At 56.1% G+C, this 16,149-nt stretch carries 18 protein-coding genes; 10 read left to right on the forward strand and 8 right to left on the reverse strand.

The annotated features are described in order from the left end of the window. Positions 1-57: 57 nt before the first annotated feature. From W822_RS24465 to W822_RS24475, 4 genes are read right to left on the reverse strand one after another with little or no spacing between them, the layout of a single operon-like run. The gene (locus W822_RS24465; RefSeq protein WP_024003113.1) at positions 58-1,047 is read right to left on the reverse strand and encodes an adenosine deaminase; all 990 of its coding nucleotides are present in this window, start codon (positions 1,045-1,047) and stop codon (positions 58-60) included. Between the two features lie 8 nt (positions 1,048-1,055). Next, positions 1,056-1,211: a DUF2474 family protein gene (locus W822_RS46765; protein WP_024003114.1), complete on the reverse strand. Its 156-nt coding sequence runs from the start codon at positions 1,209-1,211 to the stop codon at positions 1,056-1,058. After that, on the reverse strand, positions 1,211-2,218 hold the full coding sequence (gene cydB / locus W822_RS24470) for a cytochrome d ubiquinol oxidase subunit II (protein ID WP_024003115.1): 1,008 nt from the start codon (positions 2,216-2,218) through the stop codon (positions 1,211-1,213). Before cydB ends, W822_RS46765 begins: the two co-directional genes overlap by 1 nt. Beyond that, positions 2,208-3,653: a cytochrome ubiquinol oxidase subunit I gene (locus W822_RS24475; protein ID WP_024003116.1), complete on the reverse strand. Its 1,446-nt coding sequence runs from the start codon at positions 3,651-3,653 to the stop codon at positions 2,208-2,210. The genes cydB and W822_RS24475 overlap by 11 nt, the downstream gene beginning before the upstream one ends. Positions 3,654-3,811: 158 nt before the next feature. Between W822_RS24475 and W822_RS46270 the strand changes: the two genes are divergently transcribed. Beyond that, a complete protein-coding gene (locus W822_RS46270; RefSeq protein WP_024003117.1) occupies positions 3,812-4,015 on the forward strand; it encodes a hypothetical protein in 204 nt (67 codons plus the stop codon). A gap of 31 nt (positions 4,016-4,046) precedes the next feature. On the opposite strand, the gene W822_RS24480 is transcribed toward W822_RS46270, so the two are convergent. After that, a complete protein-coding gene (locus W822_RS24480) occupies positions 4,047-5,000 on the reverse strand; it encodes a LysR family transcriptional regulator (RefSeq protein ID WP_051401562.1) in 954 nt (317 codons plus the stop codon). A gap of 201 nt (positions 5,001-5,201) precedes the next feature. Between W822_RS24480 and W822_RS24485 the strand changes: the two genes are divergently transcribed. Further along, positions 5,202-6,188, forward strand: coding sequence for a Bug family tripartite tricarboxylate transporter substrate binding protein (locus W822_RS24485; protein ID WP_024003119.1), 987 nt, complete (start codon positions 5,202-5,204; stop codon positions 6,186-6,188). 52 nt (positions 6,189-6,240) lie between these two features. Then, positions 6,241-7,200 carry an alpha/beta hydrolase gene (locus W822_RS24490; protein WP_024003120.1) on the forward strand — a complete coding sequence of 320 codons (960 nt, stop codon included), beginning with the start codon at positions 6,241-6,243 and terminating at the stop codon, positions 7,198-7,200. A 13-nt stretch (positions 7,201-7,213) separates the two neighbouring features. Here the strand turns inward: W822_RS24490 and W822_RS24495 are convergent, their stop codons facing one another. Continuing rightward, positions 7,214-7,951, reverse strand: coding sequence for an aldolase (locus tag W822_RS24495; protein ID WP_024003121.1), 738 nt, complete (start codon positions 7,949-7,951; stop codon positions 7,214-7,216). Positions 7,952-8,140: 189 nt separating this feature from the next. Here W822_RS24495 and W822_RS0123025 point away from each other — a divergent pair, with 189 nt between their 5' ends. Next, positions 8,141-8,794, forward strand: coding sequence for a DsbA family protein (locus W822_RS0123025; RefSeq protein WP_172642752.1), 654 nt, complete (start codon positions 8,141-8,143; stop codon positions 8,792-8,794). Positions 8,795-8,953: 159 nt separating this feature from the next. After that, positions 8,954-9,529, forward strand: coding sequence for a phosphonate degradation HD-domain oxygenase (locus tag W822_RS24500; RefSeq protein ID WP_024003123.1), 576 nt, complete (start codon positions 8,954-8,956; stop codon positions 9,527-9,529). On the opposite strand, the gene W822_RS24505 is transcribed toward W822_RS24500, so the two are convergent. Then, entirely contained in the window at positions 9,516-10,133 is a 618-nt protein-coding gene (locus W822_RS24505; RefSeq protein ID WP_024003124.1) for an NADPH-dependent FMN reductase, read from the reverse strand. The two genes, W822_RS24500 and W822_RS24505, sit on opposite strands and share 14 nt — an antisense overlap. Before the next feature lie 66 nt (positions 10,134-10,199). Beyond that, positions 10,200-10,811, reverse strand: coding sequence for a SagB/ThcOx family dehydrogenase (locus W822_RS24510; RefSeq protein ID WP_024003125.1), 612 nt, complete (start codon positions 10,809-10,811; stop codon positions 10,200-10,202). Positions 10,812-11,030: 219 nt separating this feature from the next. On the opposite strand from W822_RS24510, the gene W822_RS24515 reads away from it, so the two are divergent. The 5 genes from W822_RS24515 to W822_RS24535 are packed head-to-tail and all read left to right on the forward strand — an operon-like array spanning position 11,031 to position 16,129. Beyond that, positions 11,031-11,522, forward strand: a complete 492-nt coding sequence (locus W822_RS24515) for a MarR family winged helix-turn-helix transcriptional regulator (protein ID WP_034279354.1) — start codon at positions 11,031-11,033, stop codon at positions 11,520-11,522. Beyond that, positions 11,519-13,561, forward strand: coding sequence for an FUSC family protein (locus tag W822_RS24520; protein ID WP_024003127.1), 2,043 nt, complete (start codon positions 11,519-11,521; stop codon positions 13,559-13,561). The genes W822_RS24515 and W822_RS24520 overlap by 4 nt, the downstream gene beginning before the upstream one ends. Continuing rightward, positions 13,561-13,782: a DUF1656 domain-containing protein gene (locus W822_RS24525; RefSeq protein WP_024003128.1), complete on the forward strand. Its 222-nt coding sequence runs from the start codon at positions 13,561-13,563 to the stop codon at positions 13,780-13,782. Before W822_RS24520 ends, W822_RS24525 begins: the two co-directional genes overlap by 1 nt. Before the next feature lie 3 nt (positions 13,783-13,785). Further along, positions 13,786-14,676 (forward strand): efflux RND transporter periplasmic adaptor subunit, encoded by an 891-nt coding sequence (locus tag W822_RS24530; RefSeq protein WP_024003129.1) that lies wholly within the window; start codon positions 13,786-13,788, stop codon positions 14,674-14,676. Positions 14,677-14,707: 31 nt separating this feature from the next. Next, positions 14,708-16,129 carry an efflux transporter outer membrane subunit gene (locus W822_RS24535; RefSeq protein ID WP_024003130.1) on the forward strand — a complete coding sequence of 474 codons (1,422 nt, stop codon included), beginning with the start codon at positions 14,708-14,710 and terminating at the stop codon, positions 16,127-16,129. Positions 16,130-16,149: the final 20 nt, after the last annotated feature.

The raw sequence follows: 16,149 nt of genomic DNA on the forward strand, positions 1-16,149 counted from the left end.
CGCAAAAAATGTGACACCAAGGGGCATTGAGCAAATGAAATCGCCCGAGCCTGTAAATCAAGATTGTGATACAAACACTGGAAAGCGAGCGTCCATGCTATTGCGCGCGAGTTTGACCAGATCTTCATCATCCAGATCCAGCGCCTGTGCCACGGCGACGTAATTGTCCAGAAGATAGCCGCCAAAATAGGCAGGATCATCGGAATTAATCGTCACACACAGACCCTGGTCAAGCAGTCGCTTCAAATTATGCTCTCGCATATCGTTGACCACTTTGAGTTTCAGATTCGACAGGGGACAGACGGTCAGGGGAATGCGGCGGGCAGCCAGCCTGGCCACCAGCGCCGGGTCCTCTTCACTGCGCACACCGTGATCGATGCGAATGACATTCAACTTGTCCAGTGCTCCGCTGACATAATCTGCGGGCCCTTCTTCACCCGCATGGGCAACCAGATAAAAACCCAGTTCGCGACAACGCGCATATACCCGTTCAAATTTTTCCGGCGGATTGCCCTGTTCGCCCGAATCCAGACCGATCCCCAGCCATACATCGGCATAATCTGCGCGCAAAGGTAACGCCTCATCCAGCGTGTCAAAGGCTGCCTGCTCGGACAAGTGCCGCAGAAAGCTCATGATCAGGCAGGAAGTGATGCCCCATTTTGCCTTCCCTTCGCGCAAGGCGCGCGCAATACCCGCGAATACATCGGCTATCGGCACGCCCCGCTCGGTATGCGTCTGCGGATCGAACATGATTTCAGTATGCACGACGCCGTCCTGCGCGATGCGCGTCAGATAAGCCATGGTCATGTCATAAAAATCCTGCTCTGTCAGCAGCACGGCCGCACCGGCATAGTACAGGTCAAGAAACGATTGCAGATTGGTAAATTGATAGGCCGCACGCAACGCGTCTACGTCAGCATAAGGCAGCGTCACGCCGTTGCGCTGGGCAAGTCGGAAAATCAGATCCGGCTCCAGTGTGCCTTCAATGTGCACATGCAATTCGGCTTTGGGTAACTGGCGGATAAACGTTAAACGATCAGGACTCATCTGGAAACTCAGGTTGTCATTCCAACGGCAGACATGATACCGCGTAATAGATAAGCAAACACCAGCAATGCAACCGTACCGGCGAGCCACAGGCCCACAAACCACAGCCACCGGCTGCGGCTGCCTGCTGGTTGTTGGGAATGGCGATTGGATTTGTGTGGCATTAATGGTAACCCGTCCCTGCCTTGACCTTGCCGCGAAATACATAATAGGCCCAGGATGTATACATCAGAATAAACGGAATAATGAACAACGCGCCCACCAATGCAAAGCCCTGGCTTTCAGGAGGGCCCGCAGCATCCCAGATCGAAATATCGGGCGGGATGATATTCGGCCATACGCTGATGCCCAGGCCGCTGTAGCCCAGGAAAACCATGCAAAGTGTATAAACGAACGGCTCGGCATGCGGATCGTGATTCAGGCTGCGGATTAATCCCCAGCACACCAGCACAACCAGGATGGGGACCGGAGCAAACCAGAGCACATTGGGAAACGTGAACCAGCGATCGTAGATGAGACCGTTGCCCAGCGGCGTCCAGACGCTCAGAATGCCAATGACGATCAGCAATACGAGCGTCAGCGGCCTGGCCATGCCAATCATGCGTTTCTGCAAATCACCTTCAGTTTTCAAAACAAGCCAGGTACAACCCAGCAGCGCATAAGCGATGACAAGTCCGATACCGGTAAAGACGGTAAAGGGGGTCAGCCAGTCCAGCGGACCACCGGCATAGGCGCGATCAACGACTTTGATGCCTTCGATAAACGCGCCCAGTGTGATGCCCTGGAAAAAGGTCGCCAGCAACGAACCGCCAATAAAGGCGGCATCCCACCAGCGCCGACGCGCATCACTGGCACGAAAGCGAAACTCGAACGCCACGCCGCGAAAAATAAGTGCCAGCAACATAAGGATCAACGGCATGGCAAATGCACTCAATATGACCGAATAGGCCAGCGGGAAAGCCGCCATCAGACCCGCACCACCCAGCACCAGCCAGGTTTCGTTGCCATCCCAGACGGGCGCTACCGTGTTCATCATGACATCACGATCTTCACGGGCGGGCATAAAAGGGAAAAGTATTCCAATGCCCAGGTCGAATCCGTCCATGATCACATACATCATAATGCCGAACAGAATGAGCACGGCCCACAAGAGTGAAATATCAATGCCCATGATGGTCTCCCTGATTCGATACACGTGGTTCTTCATCGTGATCGGTCGCCGCCGACAGCGGTCTTGCCGGTGTGCGCGCCTCGCCGGGTCCGCCGCCATCGATTTCCAGATGGGGAGTCGGCTGTGGCCCCTGGGCCATAATGTGCAGCATGTACACAATGCCGGCACCGAATAGCACGAAGTACACGACGATGAACAATATCAGCGTAATGGTCAGTTCCAGCGCACTATGCGGCGTGACCGCATCGGCCGTGCGCATCACGTTATAGACAATCCAGGGCTGGCGGCCAATTTCGGTTGTGTACCAACCCGCCAGAATCGCCACCACACCGCTTATACCCATATAGACGGAAAAGCGGTGAAGTGCCGTACAGGTATAGAGCCTGTCCTTCCAGCGTGCATACAGCGCCAGCGCACCCAGCAGCAGCATCAGCATGCCCAGTCCGACCATGATCCGGAACGTCCAGAAAACAATAGTGGAGTTCGGCCTGTCCTCGGGCGCAAATTCCTTGAGCGCGGGAATTTGACCATCCAGACTGTGGGTCAGAATCAAGCTGCCCAGACGGGGCACTTCCACCTTGAAGCGGGTTTCTTCGCGCTGCATGTCCGGCCAGCCAAACAGCACCAGGGGCACGCCCTCGCCTGCTGGGCCATTTTCCCAATGTCCTTCCATTGCAGCCAGTTTGGCGGGCTGATGTTCAAGCGTATTGAGACCATGTAAATCACCCACGAAAATCTGAATGGGCGCCACGATGATCAGCATCCACATGGCCATCGAATACATTTTTTTGACGGCCGGCTGCGTATTCCGTCGCAACATATGCCAGGCCGCCACCGCCCCCACAAGCAGCGCGGTCGCCAGAAACGCCGCGATGACCATATGAATCAGGCGGTAGGGAAAGGAGGGGTTGAAGATGACCGCCAGCCAGTCGACAGGCACCACCGTGCCATCAATTATTTCGTGCCCCTGCGGCGTTTGCATCCAGCTGTTGGATGCCAGGATCCAGGTTGCAGAAATCAGCGTGCCAATCGCAACCAGGATGGTAGAACACCAGTGCAGCCTTGGGCCGACACGGTGCCAGCCGAACATCATCACGCCCAGAAAACCGGCTTCAAGGAAGAACGCGGTCAGGACCTCGTAGGTCAATAGCGGGCCGGTGACCCCGCCAGCAAAGTCCGAGAAATAACTCCAGTTCGTACCGAACTGATACGCCATGACCAGACCCGATACCACGCCCATGCCAAAATTGATCGCAAATACCCGCAACCAGAAATGGTACAGGTCCCGATAGACGGTATTGGCGGTTTTGAGCCATAAGCCTTCGAGGACCGCCATATAGCTGGCGAGCCCTATCGTAATGGCAGGGAAAATAATATGAAATGAGATCGTGAACCCGAACTGTATTCGGGCCAGAGTCAGGGTGTCCAGCTCCATTTGCTGCTCCAGGAGGAATGAAACTTATGCGCAGTCCACGGACCAGGGCTGTCTTGGAAGGTTCCGCCCATAGCCAGCGAGCCCGCTCCAGTCCTGCTGATATCACAGTTGACCTATTGTACTTGGCTTTGCATGCCCATGAATTATGATGAGACAATTTGTCCGCTTATACCACATCGGCCCCCGTTCATGGGTGGCTGCGCGGGCGGGCGGGTGGCATGGTCATTGCCCCAGATCGCGGCCTGCAATGGATTCCCTGTGTGTCAGCACTCATGCCGCTGGCCAGTGTCGTCAATGCGCTGATGGCAATGAGGAACGATAAAGTACGTCCGGTTGCAAGTACAGCGTGCACTTACGGGTAACACCGATGTTCGGCATAAGTCGCCTTTTGGTTCAGGAGGCCACAATATCTGCAATGATGGCTTGCGTAGTGTTGCGCAGCCATTGGTTCAATTTCGAATATTCATTCTTTTCGCTCCACACCATTTTCATGGAGGCGTGCCGGAGCACCTCCGGCAGGCGAATTTGCGTCAAATCAAAATACCGTTGATACTTTTCGGCAATGCGCTTGGGCATCGTGGTTGCGTAATCCGATTCCAGCAAAAAATGCGGCGCCATGCCGAAATTGGATACATAAGCGGTAAATGGCATGTGACTATCGATATCGTCCAGAGCTCGGGTAAAGTTGGTCTGTTGGCCGTACATGTGGGAAAACGCCAGCCACTTGATCTTTCCGAGGTCGTCCAGCGTAAGCTCATCATGTCGGGACAGCGGATGAGCTGATGAAACCACACAGACTCGTTCATCCTCAAACAACATCCAATGCCGGAATTTGCTTCCCGGCGTCTGAAACAGTCCGATTGCCAGATCCATCGTATCCGAATCCAAATCATCCGGCACGAAGTCCCCATGCACTGGCTGGAAGCGGACAGTCAGGTGCGGGGCAGCCTTCTGCAACGCCAGCGTCAAAGGAGCTGCCAATAACAGCTCAATATGCGCCGCTGCGCCGATGCTGATGACACCCGTCAACGATGCAGGGTTGAAAGGTTGTCCGCTTCCGGCCGCCGCTTCCAAAGCTGCGAGGGCCTGATGTGATGCCCGATGAAGTGCCAGCGCGCGCTCTGTCGGCACCAGACGCTTTTTAACGACCACAAAAAGGGGGTCGTTCAGCAAGTCTCTCAAGCGACCCAGTTCCCGGCTAACCGCGGGCTGACTTTTGTGCAATCGCTGTGCCGACTCGGTCACGCTGAGCGTTTGCATCAGTGAATCAAAGGTAAGCAAAAGGCTAAGACTCAGGCGGCGCAAAGCGGGATACGGGTTTTTCAGATGCGATGGCGAATTATCCATACCATTTATGATATGCAAATTATGAGAATAAATCATTATATTAATATTATCCCAGTTGCTAGAATGCACACCGGGTCGTACATCAATGGACGGTACCAGGTATAGCCTCCGGGAGCAGCGTCACTGGCCGCACAAAGTAAAAACAAGCCGAGCTGGCCTGCTTTCCGGTTGAAAATGTCAAACATCAAAATGGGACAAAAAATGAAACTTATCACCGGCAGAAATAACATTACACTTGCGGCCGCCCTTGTCTGTTCAGGCCTGACATTCAATCCAGCCTGGGCCGAAACGTTCCCGGCCCGCACCATCAGCATAGTGGTGCCCTTCCCGGCTGGCGGCACCCCGGACATTCTGGCTCGCATCATGGGGGAAAAAGCGTCAAAGCTGCTCAAGCAGTCTGTTGTTGTTGAAAATAAGGCTGGCGCGGGCGGGTCGATCGGCATCCAGTCGGTTGCTCGTGCCAAAAATGACGGCTATACACTTGTCATGTGCGCATATGGCTGCGCGGTCGCGCCTTCGCTATATAAGCCTGCGCCCTACGATATGGATAAGCAGTTCGCGCCCGTGGTCATGGTCGGCACGGTGCCAAGCGTACTGGTCACCAATCCCCGAAAGATACCCGCCCGGTCAATCCAGGATTTTGTGACTTATGCCAGGGACCATCCGGGAAAAATCAATGCCGCTTCCTCGGGTATCGGCGGCTCCGCACACATTGGAATTGAAATGCTCAAGCGCGAAGCCGATATAGACATTGCTCATATCCCCTACAAAGGCGCCGGCCAAGTAGCGGGCGATCTGCTGGGTGGACAGGTTGATATGTATTTCGATAATCTTCCGGCCTCTCTGGCAAGTATCAAAGGCGGTCGGCTAAACGCCCTCGCCGTTGCCAGCAAAAAGCGCTCCCCCGCCATTCCCCACGTCCCCACCTTTGCAGAAGCCGGCTACCCTGATATGCTGATCACGCCCTGGTTCGGCCTGTTGGCACCTGCAGGCACGCCTGAAGATAATATATCCAAACTGAACGCGGCCTTCAATACTGCGCTCAAAGACCCTGATGTGCAGAAAAAATTTACCGACCTCGGTGTGGACATCGCCGGAGGCAACCCCCAGGTCCTGGACGCGTTCCTGAAATCCGAGACCAGCAAGATTGCAAGGCTGATCAAAGAAAACAACATCACAGCCAAATAGGACACAGAATGGCGGTAATCACGATTGTGATACACGGTACATTGTAGCGGGTATGAAAAAATCTCACTCCCCCATTTCTCTCAGGGACATGGGCTCCTTCCATGTCGGCGGCCGAACGGTACAACTGCACGGCCAGCCCGAATACCACCGTGTCTTGAGCGCCGGCGGCGAGCCTGTCAGCGTCAACCTGAACGGCACCTACATGATTGAGCAAATGTATGTGCAGTACTTTCTTCCCGCACAGCCGAACGGCAAGGGGCCACTCATATTCTGGCACGGCGGCGGCATGTCCGGCGCCGCCTGGGAGACAACGCCGGACGGCCGCGAAGGCTGGGCCAATTTTTTTATCCACCGTGGCTGGGATGTATATTTATGCGACGCAGTGGAACGCGGTCGGTCCGGATTTGCACCGGTTCCGGAAATCTGGCCCGAAAAACCGGTTGTGCAGACCGTCGACGATATATACAGCCGGTTTCGTATTGGCGACCGCGTCGGTAGTTACGATCACGATCCATCGCGGCGCAGCGCCTATCCAAATACGCGCTTTCCGCTAAATGCCTTCGACCAATTCACCAAACAGATGGTCCCTCGCTGGACACACACCAATGAGGCCATGATAGCGGCCTTCGAGGCATTACTGGAAAAAGTGGGAACGGCCAGCCTCCTGTGTCATTCGCAGGCCGGTCCGCTAGCTTTGCAGCTGGCGGCGCGAAATCCCGATCAGCTGCGGGCGCTGGTTGCCATCGAACCGGCGGGCATCCCCCAAATTCAATTCGACGAGTTGCGCACGCCTGCGCTGATTGTGCTTGGCGACAATATTGAAACCGACAACCGATGGCGCTTACTGCGGGAGAAAATTCTGCAATTTGCTGCCACTGTAAACAGCGCCGAAGTGCTATCGCTGCCCGCCATCGGAATTACAGGTAATTCACATGTCATGATGATGGATACAAATAACCAGCAGATCGCACAACTGATTGATGCCTGGATGACCAGAATCATCGACGGGTAAACAATACTCTGATTTACAGCAGGCGCCGCAAGGACTCGAAAAACAATGTCGATTGCAAGCGTTCCTGCTGAATTTGCTCCGCCGCCACGGCAGCCTTGTGCTCGTCCACCGGCGTCAGGGGCAGCCCCGACGAATGCGCCAGCACCTCGACCCGCGCAGCACGCTCCAGGTAATAAAGATCGTCATAGGCGTAGGCAACACTTTCTCCGCACACAATCGGCCCGTGGTTGGCCAGGAAGGCGACATCGGCCCCGTTCATGGCATGGGCAATCCGCTCGCCCTCTGCGTGATCCAGGGCCAATCCATTATAGGTGCGGTCAATGGCGATCCGGTTGTAAAACCGCATGGCATTTTGCGATAGCAGCGGATCGAGCCCGCCATTTTCAGTCAGGGTCAGCGCGGTGGCATAGGGCATGTGGGTATGCAAGACACATTTTTTGCGCGCAATCCGGTGCACCGCCGCGTGAATGAAAAGCGCCGTGGGTTCGATCTCGTGTTTGCCCCAGAGCTTGTTGCCCTGCGCGTCAACCATCACGATATCCTCGGCCTGGATTTCAGACCACTGGAAGCCACGCGGGTTCAGCAAAAACCAGTCCGAACAGGCGGGTACCTCAGCGCTGAAATGGTTGCAAACGCCTTCCGAAAAATCATGAAAGGCCGCCGCTCGCAAAGCCAGCGCCAGATCATCGCGCAAAGCGTTCGTCTCGGGTGCATGGTAAACGGCTTCATATTGGTTCTGTACGGTATCCATCCTCGCTCCCTGGTTAATTCGATTTCAAATGTCATTTGAACTGCCCGCTCATCCGGTCACCGGCGATCATACTGTACGCACGGATTGGCCCACGTGTCCCGGTTCGAGGCGTAATATGGACAGTCTAGTGCCAATTCGTGCACTTGTGTCAATTTCTGCCGTTTACGGCTAAACGATGAAATGCTCACCATGAAAAACCGACTGCACTACATATACGATCCTCTTTGCGGCTGGTGCTATGCTGCAGAACCCTTGCTAAACAACATTCTGGAAAGTCCGCTACGTGAGCGGTTTTCATTTGAAATGCATGCGGGAGGCCTGTTCCAGCGCATGAAACTGCCTGCAAGCAAGCGGACCATGATTCGACAAGCCGATGCGCGTATTGCAGACATGACAGGACAGATATTCGGCGAGGCTTACCTGAACGGGCTGCTGGCGCGCGATGACACCATTTACGACTCCCTGCCACCCATTGCAGCCATTCTTGCCGTGGGCCGCCTGGCGCCCGGACTCGAGCCGGAAATGCTGCAGGCGATTCAGCATGCGCATTATCGCGAAGGTCTTGCGGTTGTCCAGGAAGAGACCCTTGGCGGACTGGCAGGTACGCTGGGCGTTGAACGGGATCGATTCAGCCCACTATACAACGAGATGCTAAATGAACATATCCAGAATCATCTGGACAGCACTTTGACGCTTATGCATTACGCCGGCGCCCAGGGTTTTCCTGCGTTTGTGATCCAGCGCGGTGACACACTGGAAAGACTCGGGCACGAAAAACACTACAACGACCCTGCGGCGTTTGCTGCCCTTTTTGCTGACCGAATCGGCGACGACGCAGACTAAGGCACCGCGACTTGTTGCGCATCAAGCCGGTACCATTGATACAGCTCGCTTGGGACAGTCGGCAACATAGATTACATCTGAAATCGCCTCTTATCGCGTCAATCTCCTGTCATCCAGAGAGCGTAAACTTAATCTTTTGCATACAGACCGGATCGTGCCATGAATCTCACCCCCGACGAAATTCAATCGCTCTACGAAACATACGGTGCCTCGCTTTATGATGGCGAAGCGGTGACACAATTGGAGCATGCCTTGCAGGCTGCCAGCCAGGCCGAATCAGAAGGGGCTCCGGATACTCTCATCGCCGCAGCCCTGCTCCACGACCTTGGCCACATTCTTGAAGCCCGTAACCAGGATCGCGACAATGCCTTCCCTGCAGCAGACCACCGTCATCAATTGGCTGTGGTCCCTTTTCTGCAGCGCGACTTTCCGGACGCCATGATCGAACCCATTAAATTGCATGTGGACGCCAAGCGTTGCCTGTGCGCCCTGGATGCCAGTTATTTCTCTACACTATCGCCTGCATCAGTACACAGCCTGGAACTTCAGGGCGGCATTTTCAGCGAGACGCAGGTTGCCGAGTTCGAGCAACGCCCCCATGCGCAGGCCGCTCTGCGCTTGCGCCGCTGGGATGATCTGGCCAAGGTACCTCACCGAAGTACGCCGGATCTGGCGCATTTCATGCGATATGTCCATCAGGTATACCAACCCACTCTGGCGGCTACGACGAAGTAACGCCAATGGCCGCCGCGGTATTGACCAGTGCGAGCGCAAGACCTTCAACGGCGGCCCGATGCTCTTCGCTCACCAACGTACCCGTTTCATCAAAGGCATTGGCAGCAAAAGGAATGCCGACCATCGCCGGCAATACCAACATACCCAAACCCGATAGCACGGAACGCAAATGCAATTGGCCCAATTTCGTGCCGGATGCCCCTGTCGTGGCGCCCCCAATGCCGGCAATCTTGCCCATATAGGGCACCTTTCCGGCTTCGTCTCCATCCGTCCGGGATACCCAATCGAGCGTATTTTTTAGCAACGCAGAGATCGAAGAGTTCTCTTCGGGAGATGCAAAGAACACGCCATGGTGCGATTTGAATAGCGCACGCAACCGGCGTGCCGCATCGGGCAACCCTCGTTCCGCTTCGTCATCGCCATGATAAATGGCCATCGGATAATCCGCCAGACTGATCAAGGTCGCATCGCCACCGGCCTCTTGCACCGCAACTGACATGCAACGGGCAAGACGAGTGTTATAGGATTGTCGTCGAATGCTGCCCGATAGCAGTAATATGCGCGGTCTTGCGTCTTTCCTACTCTTGTTATCGTCCTGGCTCATTCAAGGCTCCTCTAAATGCATATTGGCCGGCCATCATAACAAGCCGGCTCGCCGGTTAGCCGCTAATTACGATCGGCATTGCCCCAGGCAGAACAGGGCCACGGCGCGGTGCCCGGACGGCAGCGGCAACAGCCGGGCCAGCGCCTGGTCGTCCACGCCCATCACCAACACCCCACCCAGCCCTTCCACCAGCGTAGCCAAGTATAAGGACTGCGCGACGGCTCCGGCTTCCACGTCAATATAACGGGCGCCCCGTTGTCCGTCGGACTGTTGATCTGCAAAATGACGCAAGGCTCGTTCATGATCCGCTGTGATGACTATGATCGCGGCTGCGCTTTCGAGCCAGACATCATCGGCCAGTGAAACTTGCAATAGACTGCCTGCAGCAGGGAGTTCAGCCTGGCGATTCAATTGGTGATTGTCGGGATCGAATCCATAAATGGCTGGTGCCAGGTCCTGTATCCGGCGGGCAATGACGGTCAGGCCCAGGGGATGCAAGGCATGTGCCGACGGCGCGCCACGTCCGCCGTCCTGATCGGTGACGCCTTGTGCCCCATCCAGCATGCGCATGAGCGTCTGTTGCTGGATCGCACTGTCATCGTAGTCCCGCACGCTGCGCCGCCTGGCGATCAGCGAATACAGTAATGTTCTTTCCTGCTCAGATAATGGTCCCGTCATAAGAAATATCCTGTCCTGTATTGAACACCTTGCCAGTGTAACAATAAAGCATAACCGGCCGGGCACTTCAGAATACGACTGTAATGACCTGGATACTGTATAGCGACCGCGGCCCCGTATGTTTAATCGAATATCGCGATTTGCCGGCAGTTCAGTTTTAATTCAGTTGCCATCCGTATAATAATTAGCTAGCTAACTAATCTATTTTCCATATTCATCATGCCGACAAACACCAATCTGCCGTCCGACGCCACTCTGATGGCCATGAGTCAGGGCATGCTCCAAATGTCACGTGCTTATCGTGCCGCGGCCGATCAAATGCTGGCAGAGCTTGGCGTATCCCAGGCCACGGCATGGCCGATTGTCGTCATCAGACGGCTGGGCGAAGGCGTACGCCAAAAGGCGGTGGCCGAAGAACTGGGCATCGAAGCCCCCTCACTGGTGCGCCTGCTGGATCAGCTTGAAGCCAGCGGTCTGGCCGTACGCAAACTGGATATTGAAGACGGGCGCAGCAAGACCCTGCATCTGACGGAAACGGGCCGACGTATCGCTAATGACATCGATAAACGTCTTCTCGGTTTCCGGCGCACCGTATTCAAAGGCGTATCCAGAGAAGACGCCGACGCGTTTCTGCGCGTACTCGCAGCAATACGCCGCGACACCTGTGGAGTCGGTAAGGCAGCAGGAAAGCATTCGGGCGATCCCAAATGAAATTATTTACCCGCGACGAGACGCTATTCTCATTCAAATGTTATATAAGCGCCATGATGGCGCTTTATATTTCATATAGCATCGGCCTGGCCAATCCGTTCTGGGCCATGATGACCGCCTATGTTGTTACGACCCAGCCTTGGGCGGGAAGTATCCGCTCCAAAGCGCTCTATCGGCTGGGTGGTACCGTGCTTGGGTCGGCCGCTGCCGTCGCCATTGTCCCGAATCTGAACCAGAGCCCCTTGCTGACTACCGCCGCCATGGCACTGTGGGTCGGTGGATGTCTGTATATTTCACTTCTTGACCGTACGCCGCGCTCATATGTTTTCATGCTGGCAGGTTACACAGCCGCACTGATCGGATTTCCTGCAGTGGACAATCCTCTCGGGCTCTTCGACAAGGGCATTTCCCGCGTGGAAGAAATCAGCCTGGGCATCATGTGCGCGGCGCTGGTTCACACCATTATTCTGCCGCGCAGTATCGCACCGGTGGTCATCGGCGGGCTGGACAAGGCCCTGGCCGACGCACGCGCCTGGATGATCTCAGCACTGCGCGGCCCGATACCGGAAAATGACAAGCAGGACCGCCGCAAGCTGGCCAATGACATCACACAACTGCGTCTGACTGCCTCACATATCCCCTACGACACGAGCAATATACGCTGGTCTGCGCATCTGTTGCGGGCTTTGCTCAATCGGATTATCAGCCTGACGCCGACCATTTCCTCGATAGAAGACAGACTGAACGCCCTGCAGGACACCGGACAAACCTTGTCGACAAACTGGCAACATGTACTGGCGCAAATCAGCGAATGCGTGGAAGCGGGCACGCTTCTTGAACCAGGCAAACTGCAAACCTTACACAGCGCCATCGACACGATTACACCAGACATCAAGTCTGACACCGAATGGGAAACATTGCTGCTGGCCAGTCTTGCGACCCGTTTGCATGAGATGGTCAACACCTACGCAAAATGTTTGCAAATGCGGGCGGATCTGGATGCCGGGATACAAAAAGCGAGCGACGAATCGCGTTCGACCCGCCGCACGGCCGATCTGCATATCGATCGTGGCATTGCGCTGCAATCGGCGATGGCGGCGGCTATTGCCATCGGCGTCTGCTGTGTGTTCTGGATCGTTACTGCATGGCCCCAGGGCGGTACAGCCGCCATGATGGCCGCAGTGTTCAGCTGCTTTTTCTCCACACTGGACAACCCGGTACCACCGCTGCGCATTTTTCTGCGCTACACGATTTACTCCATTCCCATTTCCGCTTTCTATCTGCTGGTGGCGCTGCCGTCCGTACATTCATTTGAAATGCTGGCGATGGTTATTTTCCCCACGGTGTTCGTACTGTCCGCGCTGGCCGTGCGTCCGGCCTATGCGCTCAAAGCGATGGCGCTACTGTTTGGCGTATTGGGATCGCTGGCGCTTATGGATGTCAATCAGGCCACACTGGACATTTACTTGAACAGCATTACCGGTCAGATCGCCGGCACGCTCGTGGCGGCGCTGGTCGCCAGCCTGTTTCGTACAATCAGCGCCGAACGTGCAGTGCTGCGGATTCAGAATGCCAACCGGCACGATCTGCTCACTCTGGCCTCCACCAAACGCCTGCTGCTGACACCCCATTTGACTTCGCGCATGCTCGATCGCGTGGGATTACTGCAAACCCGCCTGCCCGCCAACGCTCGCGAGGAAGACAGCAAGGTCGCTGACCCCTTGCTTGCGCTCAGAATCGGCAACGACATCGCCGTATTGCAATCGGCATTACCGTCCCTGCCACGAACGGCCGGTTCGATCAGGCACTTGCTGGATGCACTCGCATCCTATTTGCGCAAATCAGGACAGCAGCCCGATAACGCGCTTTTGCAGCAGATTGACGGCACGCTCGCGCATGTTTTACAGACGCCGGCGATCGGCCCTTCGCACGATCGCGCTGTCGTTGCCATGGTTGGATTGCGTCGCGGGTTGTTCCCGCAAACAGCAAACTTTCCCTTCCACGGTCCGTTAAATGCTCACATGTCACAGGCCAAATGATGATCGGTGAAATTGATATTCAGGGGTTGTATATCCCATGGTTGCTGGTCCTTGCTTTAGTCACACTTGTGATATCAAAAGCCGTCAGCGCTCTGCTCTCCCGCCTGGGCCTGTACCGTCTGGTCTGGCATCCGGCTCTGTTCGATCTTGCGCTGTATCTTATATTGCTTTTTGCCGTGCAAAGTGCGTTCCCTTATTTACTCAAAATGTTGATGGTCTGACAAATGAAATTGTTCTCTTCCGCATCGGTCGCCGCCATGGGCCGGTTCCTTCTCACCATGATTATTCTGGCATTGGCGATCCTTGCCGGCTGGCAGCTTTGGCTTCATTATGAAGTCGAACCGTGGACACGGGACGGGCGGGTCAAGGCCAATGTGGTCCAGGTGGCACCCGATGTTTCGGGGCTGGTCAAAAGCGTAGCCGTGCACGACAACCAGGACGTCAGGGCCGGCGATTTGCTGTTCGAAGTTGACCACGCGCGTTATCAATTGGCCTTTGACCAGGCTCAGGCAGGCGTGAATGCAGGAACGGCCGCACGTGACCAGGCTCAGCGCGATCTGAAGCGCAATCGCTCGCTGGGCAAACTGGTAGCCGCCGAAATCGTGGAACAAAGCCGCATGCGCCTGAATCAGGCAGAGGCAGCATTAGCTCAAGCCCAGGTGCAACTGGCAACCGCGAAACTGAATCTGACACGCAGTCGGGTATACGCCGTAACCGATGGCCGGATCACCAATCTGAGTTTGCGCGCGGGCGATTACGTCACAGTAGGCAAACCGGTACTGGCCTTGATTGACAGCGCTTCGTTCTACGTTGAAGGCTATTTTGAAGAAGGCAAACTCAAAAATATCCATGAAAATGATCCCGCCACCGTCACCCTGATGGGAAACAGCGGCGAACTCAAGGGCCACGTGCAAAGCATTGCATTGGGTATTGCAGACCGGGACCGCGGTGTAGGCAATGATTTGCTGCCCAATGTCAACCCGACCTTCAACTGGATCCGGCTCGCGCAGCGGGTGCCGGTGCGCATCGCCATAGACCAGAAGGACCCGGCCACGTTGCTGGTGGCCGGACAGACGGCGACCGTGAGTATTGACCCACCTTCCCGCACAAAATAACTCAAACCCACGCCGATATTTTCAGGCAACGATTATGATCCATCGCTTAACTACACTTGCTTTTATTCTTCTGCTTGCGGGATGCACTACCGTCGGGCCGGATTATGAGACCCCAAAAGGTGCAGCAGTACAACGACCTTCGGCGCAAGGCACTTTTGTAGGCGCGGACAATAACAAGGTTTACTCCGCACAGCCTTTGCCTGATCACTGGTGGCGACTCAATCACGATCCCGTACTGGATCGTCTGGTCAGCAAGGCGCTGGCCAACAACGCCAACCTTCGGGCAGCGTCGGCCAATCTGGCCCGCGCCCGTGCTGCAGTCCAGGGCGCCGAAGCACAACAGGCACCCACCATCGGCGTGAACGCGTCGCCCCAATACGGCCACAGCTCAGGCCTGCAGCAACTGCAGCCCGATCTACGCCCACCGGATCGCTGGTCCTACAGCAGTGGCATCAATATCGCCTACCAGGTCGACCTGTTCGGACAAATTCGCCGGGCCGTAGAGGCCTCAGAACAGGACGCACTGGCGGCCCAGGCAGCATACGAGGCAGTCCGCGTGACCGTGGCCGCCGAAACGGCAAGAGCCTACGCGGCCATCTGTTCAGCAGGCATGGAACGCGCATCTGCCAGCAAATCGGTACGTATCCAGAAGGAGTCTGCCAGTATCGCCAACCAATTGTGGCAGGCCGGACGCGGCACAGAACTGGATGTGACACGGGCACGCGGTCTGGTCCAGCAATTGACCGCGAACATTCCCATGTTGCAGGCGCGCCAGCAGGTTGCCCTGTTCAGGCTGGCCACGCTGACCGGCGAGACGCCGTCTGCCATGCCTGCATCGCTTCTGGAGTGCGCTACACCGCCAAGATTTACCGGTTCGATCCCGGTTGGCAATGGTCAGCAGCTATTGCGCCGCCGACCCGATATCCGTCAGGCCGAACGCACGCTGGCCGCCGCAACCGCCAGAATCGGGGTAGCGATCGGCGATCTCTATCCAAAAATTTCCCTGGGTCTGTCCGCTGCGTCTGCCGGCCCCACAAGCATGCTCGGCAACAAAAGTACCTTCAGCCTCAACATGGGCCCGCTGATTTCGTGGACGCTGCCCAATACCGGGGCGGCGCGCGCCGCGATTGCCCAGGCCCGTGCGACGGCCGATGCAGAATATGCGCATTTCGATGCAACGGTTCTGAATGCCTTGCAGGAAACGGAAAGCGCCCTGGTGACCTATGCTCGCCAGCTTGAACGACATGCCTCTCTGCAGGCGGCACGCGACACGGCAGCCAGGGCCGCCAGCCAGGCATCCACGTTATACAAAGCAGGCAAAACCGATTATCTGCCCGTGCTCGATGCCCAGCGCACCCTGGCCGGCGCTGACAGCGCCCTGGCCGAATCACAGGCGCAATTGGCCAATATGCAGGTCGATGTTTTCCTTGCTCTGGGCGGAGGCTGGGAGTAAACCGGCGATTGTGTTGCCAC

Origin of the sequence: Advenella kashmirensis W13003 (assembly GCF_000506985.1) — a bacterium.
In the GTDB taxonomy this organism is placed as follows: Bacteria; Pseudomonadota; Gammaproteobacteria; order Burkholderiales; family Burkholderiaceae_B; genus Advenella; species Advenella kashmirensis_A.

Coding starts and splice junctions, on each gene's coding strand:
- W822_RS24465 (WP_024003113.1), bottom strand. CDS start 1,047: ATGAGTCCTGATCGTTTAACGTTTATCCGCCAGTTACCCAAAGCCGAA.
- W822_RS46765 (WP_024003114.1), bottom strand. CDS start 1,211: ATGCCACACAAATCCAATCGCCATTCCCAACAACCAGCAGGCAGCCGC.
- cydB (WP_024003115.1), bottom strand. CDS start 2,218: ATGGGCATTGATATTTCACTCTTGTGGGCCGTGCTCATTCTGTTCGGC.
- W822_RS24475 (WP_024003116.1), bottom strand. CDS start 3,653: ATGGAGCTGGACACCCTGACTCTGGCCCGAATACAGTTCGGGTTCACG.
- W822_RS24480 (WP_051401562.1), bottom strand. CDS start 5,000: ATGGATAATTCGCCATCGCATCTGAAAAACCCGTATCCCGCTTTGCGC.
- W822_RS24485 (WP_024003119.1), top strand. CDS start 5,202: ATGAAACTTATCACCGGCAGAAATAACATTACACTTGCGGCCGCCCTT.
- W822_RS24490 (WP_024003120.1), top strand. CDS start 6,241: ATGAAAAAATCTCACTCCCCCATTTCTCTCAGGGACATGGGCTCCTTC.
- W822_RS24495 (WP_024003121.1), bottom strand. CDS start 7,951: ATGGATACCGTACAGAACCAATATGAAGCCGTTTACCATGCACCCGAG.
- W822_RS0123025 (WP_172642752.1), top strand. CDS start 8,141: ATGAAAAACCGACTGCACTACATATACGATCCTCTTTGCGGCTGGTGC.
- W822_RS24500 (WP_024003123.1), top strand. CDS start 8,954: ATGAATCTCACCCCCGACGAAATTCAATCGCTCTACGAAACATACGGT.
- W822_RS24505 (WP_024003124.1), bottom strand. CDS start 10,133: ATGAGCCAGGACGATAACAAGAGTAGGAAAGACGCAAGACCGCGCATA.
- W822_RS24510 (WP_024003125.1), bottom strand. CDS start 10,811: ATGACGGGACCATTATCTGAGCAGGAAAGAACATTACTGTATTCGCTG.
- W822_RS24515 (WP_034279354.1), top strand. CDS start 11,031: ATGCCGACAAACACCAATCTGCCGTCCGACGCCACTCTGATGGCCATG.
- W822_RS24520 (WP_024003127.1), top strand. CDS start 11,519: ATGAAATTATTTACCCGCGACGAGACGCTATTCTCATTCAAATGTTAT.
- W822_RS24525 (WP_024003128.1), top strand. CDS start 13,561: ATGATCGGTGAAATTGATATTCAGGGGTTGTATATCCCATGGTTGCTG.
- W822_RS24530 (WP_024003129.1), top strand. CDS start 13,786: ATGAAATTGTTCTCTTCCGCATCGGTCGCCGCCATGGGCCGGTTCCTT.